The organism is Phaeovulum veldkampii DSM 11550 (assembly GCF_003034995.1).
In the GTDB taxonomy this organism is placed as follows: Bacteria; Pseudomonadota; Alphaproteobacteria; order Rhodobacterales; family Rhodobacteraceae; genus Phaeovulum; species Phaeovulum veldkampii.
Genome location: NZ_PZKF01000011.1, coordinates 79004 through 89730 on the forward strand (window position 1 = coordinate 79004; position 10727 = coordinate 89730).

A 10727-nucleotide genomic window follows, 5' to 3' on the forward strand; every position below is an offset into this window, starting at 1 on the left:
CGACACTCAGGCCCACCCGCCTCAAAGGACGCCGCCTTGCGCTTTACCCGGCTTCGCCTGAACGGTTTCAAAAGCTTTGTGGACCCCACCGATCTGGTGATCCACGACGGGCTGACCGGCGTGGTAGGCCCGAACGGCTGTGGCAAGTCGAACCTGCTGGAGGCGTTGCGCTGGGTGATGGGCGAAAACCGCCCCACCGCGATGCGCGGCGAGGGGATGGAGGATGTGATCTTTGCCGGTGCCGCCACACGCGGCGCGCGCAACTTTGCCGAGGTGTCGCTGTCGATCGACAACAGCGAGCGGCTGGCGCCCTCGGGTTTCAACGAGGCTGACACGCTGGAGATCGTGCGCCGGATCACGCGCGATGCGGGCTCGGCCTACAAGGTCAACGGTCGCGATGTGCGCGCCCGCGACGTGCAGATGCTGTTTGCCGATGCCTCGACCGGGGCGCATAGCCCGGCGCTGGTGCGGCAGGGGCAGATCGCCGAACTGATCAACGCCCGACCCCGCGCGCGCCGTCGGATTCTCGAAGAGGCGGCCGGGATCGCGGGGCTGTATCAGCGCAGGCACGAGGCAGAGTTGAAACTGTCGGGCGCCGAGCAGAACCTGACCCGCGTTGACGATGTGATCGAGCAACTGGCAGGCCAGTTGGCCACGCTGGCCCGGCAGGCGCGGGCCGCGGCGCGCTACCGTGAAATCGGCGCCGAGTTGCGCCGCGCCGAGGGGCTGGCGCTGTGGCGGCGCTGGCATGAGGCCGACCTTGCGCTGGCCGAGACGCTGGCCGCAATGGTTGAGCGTAGCCGCGCCGCCAGCGCCGCCGAACTTGCCGCCCGCAGCGCGCAAAAGGGGCGGGCTGCGCGCGAGGATGCCCTGCCCCCCCTGCGCGAAGAGGAGGCGATTGCGGCGGCGGTGCTGCAACGGCTGATCGTGCAGCGCGATGCACTGACCGATCAGGAGGCCCGTGCCCGCCACGCCATCGAAACCCTGCGCGGACGGATCGCGCAACTGGGCCATGACATGGAGCGCGAGGCCGGGCTGAACCGCGACGCGGGCGAGATGATCGCGCGGCTTGACTGGGAGGCGGGGCAGATCGCGAAGGCCGCCGAAGGCCATGACGACCGGCTGGCCGAGACCGCCGAAGCCGCGACCGAGGCCGCGCAGGCGCTTCAGGGTGAAGAGGCTGATCTGGCCCGCATCACCGAAGATGTGGCCCGCCTTGCCGCCCGCCACCAGTCGGCGCAGCGGCTGCTGGATGATGCGCGCACCACGCTGGACAAGGCCGGGGCCGAGGCCGCGCGGGCCGCCGCCGCGGCCGACCTTGCCGAAGCGGCGCTGGAACGGGCAGGCTCCGACCTGGTCGGCGCCGAGGCCGCACAAGAGGCTGCGCAAGAGGCCGCCGAAGAGGCCGAAGCAGCGCTGATCGAGGCCGAGGAAACCCGCGCCGAAATTCAGACCCGCGAATCAACCGCCCGCGCCGCCCGCTCTGAGGCGGAGGGCGAGGCAGGGGCCTTGCGCGCCGAGGTGGCGGCGCTGGCCCGTCTGGTGGAGCGTGAGGCCGCAACGGGGCGGCAGTTGCTGGACCGGGTGCAGGTGGTGCCGGGCTATGAGGCGGCGCTGGGCGCGGCGCTGGCCGACGACCTGCGCGCGCCCGAAGTCGCGGCAGATGCGGGGTCGGGCTGGGCGGCGCTGCCCGATTACCCTGCGCCACAGCCCTTGCCCGCAGGCTGCACGCCGCTGGCCGCCCATGCCACCGTGCCCCCGGTTCTGGCCCGCCGGATCGCCCAGATCGGGCTGGCGCCCGACCGCGCCACCGGGCAACGGCTGCAACCGGGACTTGCGCCGGGGCAGCGGCTGGTGTCACCCGAGGGCGACCTGTGGCGCTGGGACGGGTTCCGCGCGGCGGCCGAAGACGCGCCCTCGGCCGCCGCGCTGCGGCTGCGACAGTTGAACCGTCTGGTCGAATTGAAACGCGATCTGGAAGAGGTCTCGGCGCGGGCTGCGGGCGCGGCGCAGGCGCATGAGATGCTGACCCGGCAACTGGCAGAGGCAGGCCGCGCCGATACCGCCGCGCGCGAGGCCCGGCGCGAGGCTGACCGGCGGCTGGCCGAAGCGGGCCGGGCGCTGGCCCGTGCCGAGGCCGACCGCTCGATCGCCGACGGTAAACTGGAGGCTGCGCGTCTGGCGCAGGCCCGTCATGCCGGCGAGGCCGAGGGTGCCGAGGCTGCACAGATCGAGGCCGAAACGGCGCTGGCCGCGCTGCCCGATCTGGCGCAGGTGCGCGCCGAGGCCGAAGCGGTGCGCCACCGCGTCGATGCAGCGCGCGCCGACATGATGGCCCGCCGCTCGGCCCATGACGAGGTGCGCCGCGAGGGCGAGGCGCGCACCCGGCGTCGGCAAGAGATCATGCGCGAGGTGTCGGGCTGGCGGCTGCGGCTTGAGACCGCCGAAAAACGCTCGGCCGAGTTGGCCGAGCGCCGCGCCGAGGCCGAGGCGGCGCTGAACGAGGCCAGCGCCGAGCCGGGCGAACTCGCCGCGCGGCGCGAAGAACTGGACGAGGCGATTGACGCCGCCGAGACCCGCCGCAGCCGCGCCGCCGAGGCGCTGGCCGGAGCCGAGGCCCTGCTGCGCGCGGCGCAAGACGCAGAACGCGAGGCCGAACGTGCCGCCGGCGAGGCCCGCGAGGCCCGCGCCCGCGCCGAGGCCCGCGCCGAAGCGGCGCGCGAGGCGGTGGCCTATTGCGCCGAGCGTATCCGCGAAGAAACCGAGCTTTCGCCCGATGCCTTGCTGCACGACTTGCAGGGCGCGCCCGACACGATCCCTGCCACCGAGGATCTGGAGGCCGACATCGCCCGCCTGAAACGCCAGCGCGAGGCCCTGGGCGCGGTGAACCTGCGCGCCGAAGAAGATGCCCGCGCCGTGCAGAGCGAACACGAAAACCTGACCCGCGAAAAGGACGACCTGCAAGAAGCCATCGGCAAGCTGCGCGCCGGTATCGGCAGCCTGAACCGCGAAGGGCGCGAGCGGTTGCTGACCGCCTTTGAACAGGTGAACGAAAACTTCCGCCTGCTGTTCACGCATCTGTTCGGCGGCGGCAGCGCCAACCTTGTGCTGGTGGAAAGCGACGATCCGCTGGAAGCTGGACTGGAGATCATGTGCCAACCGCCGGGCAAGAAGCTGGCAACGCTCAGCCTGCTGTCGGGGGGCGAACAGACGCTGACGGCGCTGGCGCTGATCTTTGCCGTGTTCCTTGCCAACCCGGCCCCGATCTGTGTGCTTGATGAGGTGGACGCGCCACTGGACGACGCCAACGTCACCCGCTTTTGCGACCTGCTGGACGAAATGGTCCGGCGCACCGACACACGGTTTCTGACCATCACCCACCATGCTGTGACCATGGCGCGGATGGACCGGCTGTTTGGCGTGACCATGGCCGAACAGGGCGTCAGCCAGTTGGTCAGCGTCGATCTGAAGCGCGCCGAGGCGCTGGTGGCCTGAAGCCGCAGCCCCGATTCCGCCGTTGGCAAGAACCGGGGGGCACCCTAGCCTTCGCAAAACAGAATCGGAGAACGACATGACCGGAAAGATCGAGGCACGGCTGGCCGAACTGGGCATCACCCTGCCCGACGCGCCCAAACCCGCCGCCAACTACGTTCCCTTTGTTCGCAGCGGAGGGCATGTGTTCGTGTCGGGCCAGATTTCGCAAGGCCCGGACGGGGTGCTGATCAAGGGCCGTCTGGGGGCCGATCTGGCCGTTGCCGAAGGTGTGGCGGCCGCGCGGCGCTGCGGGCTGGCGCTGATCGCGCAGGTACGGGCGGCCTGCGGCGGCGATCTGGACCGGATCGTGCGGCTGGTGAAACTGGTGGGCTTTGTCAATTCCACCCCCGACTTCACCGATCAGCCCGAGGTGATCAACGGCTGTTCCGACCTGATGGTCGAAGTCTTTGGCGAGGCCGGGCGGCATGCCCGCTCGGCAGTGTCGGCGGCGTCGCTGCCGCGCGGCGTGGCGGTGGAAATCGAAGCCATTTTCGAGGTGCTGTGATGCGTGTGAACCTGCCGGCCGAATTCCTCGTTCGCCCCATTGCCCACCGGGCCTGGCATGACCTGGCCAAGGGGCGCCCCGAAAACAGTCTTGCCGCAGTGCGCGCCGCCGTGGCGGTGGGCTATGGCATCGAGATTGACGTGCAGCCGTCGTCCGATGGCGTGCCGATGGTGTTTCATGATGACGATCTGGAGCGGATGACAGGCGTCAAGGGCCTGATCCGCGAACGCACCGCCGCCGAACTGGCCGAATTGCGGCTGGCAGGCACCGGCGAAAAGATCCCGACGCTGGACGAGGTGTTGAACGCCGTGTCGCGCCGGGTGCCGCTGCTGATCGAGATCAAGGATCAGGACGGCGCGCTGGGCCACAAGGTTGGCCCGCTGGAGGTGGCAGTGGCGCAGGCGTTGCGCAACTACCGCGATCAGGTAGCGGTGATGTCGTTCAACCCCTATGCGTTGATGGCGGTGCGGCACGAAAACCGCGGCCTGCCGCTGGGGCTGGTCACCTGCACCTTCAAGCCCGAGGACTGGCCCGGCGTTCCGACCGAACGCCTGGACCAACTGCGCCGGATGGAAGATTGGGAAACCAACCTGATTGCGGCGGGGTTCGTCTCGCACGAATGGACCGATCTGCGCGCCAAGCAGGTGGCCGAGATCAAGATGCGCGGGGCCAAGATCCTGGCCTGGACCGTGCGCAACATGAGCGAGGATCGCACCGCACGCACCGTAGCCCATAACGTCACCTTTGAAGGCTACGCCGCGCCGCTTCTGGGTTGACGCGCCCTTTCCCCGCGCCATGTCAGATGCAGGCGCGGGGAACAGCATGACCGAAACCGTTGAAATCTCGCTTTTGTCAGGGGTCTGCGACATCCCCGCATCTGACTGGGATGCCTGCGCCTGCCCCGAGGCGGCCAGCGGGCGCCCGTCAGACCCGTTCACCACGCACCGGTTTCTGGCCGCGCTGGAGGTGTCGGGCTCGGTCGGCCCCGGAACCGGGTGGACCCCGCGCCCAATGGTGGCCCGGCGCGGCGGGCAGATCATCGCGGTGGCGCCGGTCTACCTGAAGGGCCACAGCCAGGGTGAATACATCTTTGATCACGGCTGGGCCGAGGCCTATGCCCGCGCAGGCGGGCGCTATTACCCGAAACTGCAATGCGCGGTGCCCTTTACCCCCGCCACCGGCCGCCGGCTGCTGACCGCGCCGGGCGAGACGGTGGCGGGCCGGACCGCACTGCTGGCCGGAATGGTGCGGGTGGCCGATGAGGCGGGGCTGTCCTCGGCCCATATCACCTTCTGCACCGAGGACGAGGCCACCGACGGCGCAGGGGCGGGCTTTTTGCATCGCCGCACGCAGCAATTCCACTGGCTGAACCGCGGCTATGCCAGCTACGACGATTTCCTGTCAGAACTGTCGTCGCGCAAGCGCAAGGCGCTGCGCAAGGAACGCGACCGCGCGCAGGGCTTTGGCGGCAGCATCCACCTGCTGACCGGAGACGAGATCCAGCCCGAGCATTGGGCCGCGTTCTGGGCCTTTTACCAGGATACCGGCGCGCGCAAATGGGGCCGCCCCTACCTGACGCGGGCCTTTTTCGACGCCGCACAAGAGACGCTGCGCGATGATATCCTTCTGGTGATGGCGCGGCGCGAAGGGCGCTGGATCGCGGGGGCGATGAACCTGATCGGTCGCGAGGCGCTGTTCGGCCGCTATTGGGGGGCGATCGAGGATCATCCGTTCCTGCATTTCGAACTGTGCTATCATCAGGCGATCGACTGGGCCATCGCGCACGGCCTGCGCCGCGTCGAGGCCGGGGCGCAAGGTGAACACAAGCTGGCGCGCGGCTATCTGCCGGTGACGACCCATTCGGCGCATTGGCTTCACGAGCCGAGTTTCGCCCGTGCCGTAGCCCAGTATCTGGCAGCCGAACGCGCCGCGGTCGAGGAGGAGATCGAGATCCTCACCGCCTATGGCCCGTTCCGCCGCAGCCCGCAGGAGGATCACGAATGACCGATGACGATCTGGCCCCATTTCTGGCTGACGGCTGGCGGGCCGAAGGCGGCGCATTGGCGCGCGACTATCGCTTTGCCGATTTTGCGGCGGCCTTCGGCTTCATGGCCGAGGTGGCGCTGAAGGCCGAGGCGATGAACCATCACCCCGACTGGTCGAACATCTGGAACCAAGTGTCAGTGCGGCTGACCACCCATGATTCGGGTGGCCTGACCGAGCTTGACCTGCGGCTGGCACGCGCGATGGATGCCGCCGCGGCGCAGCGGGCCGGGTAACCCCGGCCCGCGCAGATCAGATCGCGGCCAGCATCGCCTCGCCGCCCGACACCTCGCAGATACCGGGGTTTTCCTCGCGGTGCAGCACGCGGACCACGCCATCCTCGACCAGCATCGCATAGCGCAGCGACCGGTCGAACAGCCCCACGGGCGGCGCGGTAAAGGCCATGCCGATGGCCTTGGTAAAGGCCGCGTCGGCATCGGCCAACATCGCGATGCCAGCCTTGCCTGCGCCAGTTGATGCGTCCCATGCCCCCATCACGAAGGGGTCGTTCACCGCGATGCAGATCACCTCGTTCACACCCTTGGCCGCAAGCTGATCGCGAGTGCGGATAAAGCTGGGCACATGCGCGGTGGTGCAGGTGCCGGTATAGGCGCCCGGCAGGCCAAAGATCACTACCTTGCGCCCGGTGGTAAGCGTTGCCAGATCGACCGCCTCGGGGCCGTTCGCCCCCATCCGCAAAAGGCTTGCACCCGGCAACCTGTCGCCCGTTGAAATTGTCATCCCCCATCCCCCTGTCGCGTTGCGTTCCCTGATTGCAGGGATATAGGGTCTGGCCAAGAAACGGCCAGAGGGAATGACATGGCAGGCATCGTGATCGTGGGTGCGGGGCAGGCGGCGGTGGCGGCGGCGGCAAAGCTGCGGGCGCTGGGATACAGCGCGCCAATCAGCCTGCTGGGGGATGAACCCGTGGCCCCCTACCAGCGCCCGCCGCTGTCAAAAGCCTATCTGCTGGGCGAAATGCCACTGGACCGGCTGACCCTGCGCGGCGATGATTTCTGGGCCGAACATCACATCACCCTGCGGCTGAGCGCGCCGGTTTCGGCCATCGACCGCGCGGCCAAAACCGTGCATGTCGCGGGCGAAGACCTGCCCTATGACCAATTGATCCTGACCACAGGCGCCACGCCGCGCCGCCTGCCCGCCACAATTGGTGGCGATCTTGCGGGTGTGCATGTGGTGCGGCGGCTGGCCGATGTGGATGCGATGGCCCCCGCCTTTCGCCCCGGCGCACGGCTGGTGGTGATCGGCGGCGGCTATGTGGGGCTGGAGGCGGCGGCAGTCGCGTGGAAGCTGGGCCTGCGGGTGACACTGGTCGAGGCCGCGCCGCGCATTCTGGGCCGCGTCGCCTGCGCCGAAACCGCCGATGCGATCCGGCGGCTGCATCTGGAACACGGGGTCGAGATCATCGAAGGCGTCGGCGTAGAGCGGCTGCTGGGCGATGCGCATGTCACCGGCGTGCGGCTGGCCGACGGGCGCGATCTGGCGGCGGATTTCGTAATCCTTGGCATTGGTGTGACCCCTGCCACGGCGCTGGCCGAAGCGGCAGGGCTTGCGATTGACAACGGCATCACCACCGATGCGCAGGGCCGCACAAGCGACCCCGTGATCTGGGCGGCTGGCGATTGCGCCTCGTTCCCGCATCCGGGCGGGCGTATCCGGCTGGAAAGCGTGGGCAACGCCATCGACATGGCCGAATTGGTGGCCGAAAACATCATGGGCGCCGGGCTCGACTATGCGCCCAAGCCGTGGTTCTGGTCGGATCAGTTCGATGCCAAGCTGCAAATCGCCGGGCTGAACACCGGCTATGACCGGGTGGTGACGCGGGGGCAAAGCTTTTGGTATTTCCGCGGCGCGCAACTGCTGGCGGTCGACGCGCTGAATGACCCGCGCGCCTATATGATCGGAAAGCGCCTGATCGAGGCCGGGCGCAGCCCCGACCCCGCCGCGCTGGCCGACCCGGAAACCGACCTCAAGGCGCTGCTGTGAGGATCATCGGCGGCACCTCCCGCGGGCTGAAGCTGGCCGAAGTCGGCGTGGGCGATGCCGAGGCGCATTTGCGCCCCACAACCGACCGGGTGCGCGAATCGATCTTCAATCTTCTGGTCAACGGCACCCATGGCAACCCGATTCCCGGCGCGCGTGTGCTCGATCTGTTCGCAGGCACTGGCGCACTGGGGTTGGAAGCGCTGTCGCGCGGCGCGGCCCGCGTGGCCTTTGTCGATGATGGCACAGCGGCGCGGGCACTGCTGCGACGCAACATCGAGTTGATGCGCGCGATGGGCATCACCGATGTCTGGCGGCGCGACGCCACCAGAATGGGGCCGAACCGCGGCCCCGGTTATGATCTGATCTTTCTCGATCCGCCCTATGGCAAGGGCCTGGGTGAGGCGGCGCTGGCCTCGTGCATGACCGAAGGCTGGGTCGCCCCCGGCGCAATGGTGGTATGGGAAGAAAGCGCCCCGCCGACCGTGCCCGAGGGGCTGAGCCAGATCGACCAGCGCAGCTATGGCAATACCGTGGTCACGCTGTTGCGCGCGCCGGAATAGGGTAGAGTTTTCGGGCGCGAGAAATTCGCCCGATCAGCCGTAGCTGCGCGCGCCAAAGATCGCGCTGCCCACGCGCACATGGGTGGCACCGGCGGCAATCGCTGCCTCGAAATCGCTGCTCATGCCCATCGACAGGCCCGACAGGCCGTTGCGCGCGGCCATCTGCGCCAGCATGGCAAAATGCGGCGCGGGGTCTTCGGCCTCGGGTGGGATGCACATCAGGCCCGCCACCGGCAGGTCCATCAGACGGACGGCGGCCACAAAATCATCGACCATGCCGGGCAGCACGCCCGCCTTCTGCGGCTCTGCCCCGGTGTTGACCTGCACGAACAGATCGGGGCTGGCCCCGCGCGATTGCGCCAGCCGCGCAAGTTTCTCGGCCAGACCGGGCCGGTCGAGCGTATGGATCGCCTCGAACATCTCGACCGCCAGTTTGGCCTTGTTGGTTTGCAACGGCCCGATCATATGCACCTGCACGCCGGGAAACTGCGCGCGCCAGGCGGGCCATTTCAGCGCGGCTTCCTGCACATAGTTTTCGCCAAACAGGCGTTGGCCCGCCTCCAGCACTGCCGCGACCCGTTCGGGCGGCTGCACCTTTGACACCGCGATCAGGCGCACCGATCCGGGCGCGCGACCCGCCGCCACCTCGGCCGCCGCGATCCGCGCGCGGATATCGTCAAGCGCCATGGTCATCCTCCGGAACCGCATCGCCCAAAGCCTCGATCAACTCGGCCAGATCGGCCTCATGCCGGCGCCAGCCCTGCGCCGAGGCGGTGCTGATCGGCTGGCGCACCTGATAGACGCTGAGCGTCCTCACCTTGCGGTCGTTTTCATGGAACCGCAGGCAGGCGTCCTCCCACTCCAGCCCGCAGGCGGCGATCAGTTTTCGCGTTTCCGGCTCGGGGTTGGCCACCAGCCGGTCATAGCTTACCTCTTGCACCCAATCGCCCAGGGTCTCGCGCCAGAACGCCACCATCCGCAGGAAACTGCGATAGTAGCGGCCCAGATCCTTGAGGTCGTAGGCATAAAGGTGGGTGCCCTCGGCAAATTTGTTCTTGTAGATCGACAGCAGATTGTCGCGCGGGTCGCGGCGCACCACGATCACGCGGGCATTGGGCAGCGCCTGGCGGATTGCACCCAGATACATGTAGGTCTGAATCGACTTGTCGGTGACGCGCGCGGCCTCGGGAAAGCGGGCGCGCATTTCCGCCTCATAGGCGCGGCCCATTGCCAGCACCTCGGCGGCGGGCACCTGGTCATAGCGGCGGTAGGTGCCGGTGCCGGGCCGTTCGATCAGCGCCAGTGCCTTGCGCACGGCCACGGCGGCCTCGCCTGCCCCGGTCATCGCGGAATGGCTGGAGATGATCTGTTCGATCAGTGTGGTGCCCGACCGGGGCATCCCGGTTACAAAGATCGGCGCATAGTCGGTGGCATCGGCAAGCGGGCCGAAATCGGCGCCGCGAAAGGCCGCGATCACCGCCTCCACATCGGCGTCGCGGGTGGCGATGTCATAGGGGTGGGCCTTGCGCATCAACTGGTTGGCCGGGCGCAGGTAGGTGAACACCCGGTCATGGGCGCGGATATCCTCCATCGCCTTGGCCAGCGCAAAGCCCAGGTCCATGCGCGACGCCTCCGACAGGGCCGGGTCGGCATAGCGCGCCTCCATCTCGGGCAGGATCGGGTCGTCGGGCGTGACCTTGTGCGAGGTGACAAACAGCCGGTAGTTGCCGCCGTTCAGCGGATCGAGCACAAAGGCGCGGCGAAAATAGGTCTCGGCCTCGTCAAACCGGCCCAGCGTCTGCAACAGGGCCGCCTTGCCGCCGATGGCCAGCGTATTGTCGGGCGCCAGCGCCAGCGCGCGGTCATATTCGGCCATCGCCTCGGCATCGCGGCCCAGTTCGGCCAGCTTTTGCGCCAGCCCGGCGTGCGGGTCGGGCTGGTCGGGGGCGGCGGCGGCGGCGCGGGCATAGGCGGCGGCGGCGGCCTGATGATCCTGGCCGCGGCCCAAAACGCCCGCCAGCATCATCTGCGCCTTGAGGTCTTTGGGGGCCATGTCGGCGGCTTTTTCGGCCAGCGCC

10 protein-coding genes are annotated in these 10727 nt (G+C 68.6%); 7 read left to right on the plus strand and 3 right to left on the minus strand.

Features of this window, described 5'->3' with window-relative positions:
• The first annotated feature begins 36 nt into the window (after positions 1-36).
• From smc to C5F46_RS06625, 5 genes are all read left to right on the plus strand, one after another.
• Positions 37-3495 carry a chromosome segregation protein SMC gene (gene smc, locus C5F46_RS06605; protein ID WP_107324574.1) on the plus strand — a complete coding sequence of 1153 codons (3459 nt, stop codon included), beginning with the start codon at positions 37-39 and terminating at the stop codon, positions 3493-3495.
• A 76-nt stretch (positions 3496-3571) separates the two neighbouring features.
• On the plus strand, positions 3572-4039 hold the full coding sequence (locus C5F46_RS06610) for a RidA family protein (protein ID WP_107324575.1): 468 nt from the start codon (positions 3572-3574) through the stop codon (positions 4037-4039).
• Positions 4039-4815 (plus strand): glycerophosphodiester phosphodiesterase family protein, encoded by a 777-nt coding sequence (locus C5F46_RS06615; protein ID WP_107324576.1) that lies wholly within the window; start codon positions 4039-4041, stop codon positions 4813-4815. Before C5F46_RS06610 ends, C5F46_RS06615 begins: the two co-directional genes overlap by 1 nt.
• A 46-nt stretch (positions 4816-4861) precedes the next feature.
• Positions 4862-6043 (plus strand): GNAT family N-acetyltransferase, encoded by a 1182-nt coding sequence (locus tag C5F46_RS06620; protein WP_107324585.1) that lies wholly within the window; start codon positions 4862-4864, stop codon positions 6041-6043.
• Entirely contained in the window at positions 6040-6318 is a 279-nt protein-coding gene (locus C5F46_RS06625) for a 4a-hydroxytetrahydrobiopterin dehydratase (protein WP_107324577.1), read from the plus strand. Before C5F46_RS06620 ends, C5F46_RS06625 begins: the two co-directional genes overlap by 4 nt.
• Before the next feature lie 16 nt (positions 6319-6334).
• Here the strand turns inward: C5F46_RS06625 and C5F46_RS06630 are convergent, their stop codons facing one another.
• Positions 6335-6823 carry a peroxiredoxin gene (locus tag C5F46_RS06630; RefSeq protein ID WP_107324578.1) on the minus strand — a complete coding sequence of 163 codons (489 nt, stop codon included), beginning with the start codon at positions 6821-6823 and terminating at the stop codon, positions 6335-6337.
• Between the two features lie 78 nt (positions 6824-6901).
• On the opposite strand from C5F46_RS06630, the gene C5F46_RS06635 reads away from it, so the two are divergent.
• Both C5F46_RS06635 and rsmD read left to right on the plus strand, forming a co-directional pair.
• A complete protein-coding gene (locus C5F46_RS06635; protein ID WP_107324579.1) occupies positions 6902-8089 on the plus strand; it encodes an NAD(P)/FAD-dependent oxidoreductase in 1188 nt (395 codons plus the stop codon).
• A complete protein-coding gene (gene rsmD, locus C5F46_RS06640; protein ID WP_107324580.1) occupies positions 8086-8649 on the plus strand; it encodes a 16S rRNA (guanine(966)-N(2))-methyltransferase RsmD in 564 nt (187 codons plus the stop codon). The genes C5F46_RS06635 and rsmD overlap by 4 nt, the downstream gene beginning before the upstream one ends.
• Positions 8650-8682: 33 nt before the next feature.
• Here rsmD and C5F46_RS06645 read toward each other — a convergent pair whose 3' ends face one another.
• A complete protein-coding gene (locus C5F46_RS06645) occupies positions 8683-9336 on the minus strand; it encodes a YggS family pyridoxal phosphate-dependent enzyme (protein WP_107324586.1) in 654 nt (217 codons plus the stop codon).
• On the minus strand, positions 9326-10727 hold a 1402-nt coding region (locus C5F46_RS06650), incomplete at its 5' end, for a sulfotransferase family protein (RefSeq protein WP_181317735.1). The genes C5F46_RS06650 and C5F46_RS06645, both read right to left, overlap by 11 nt.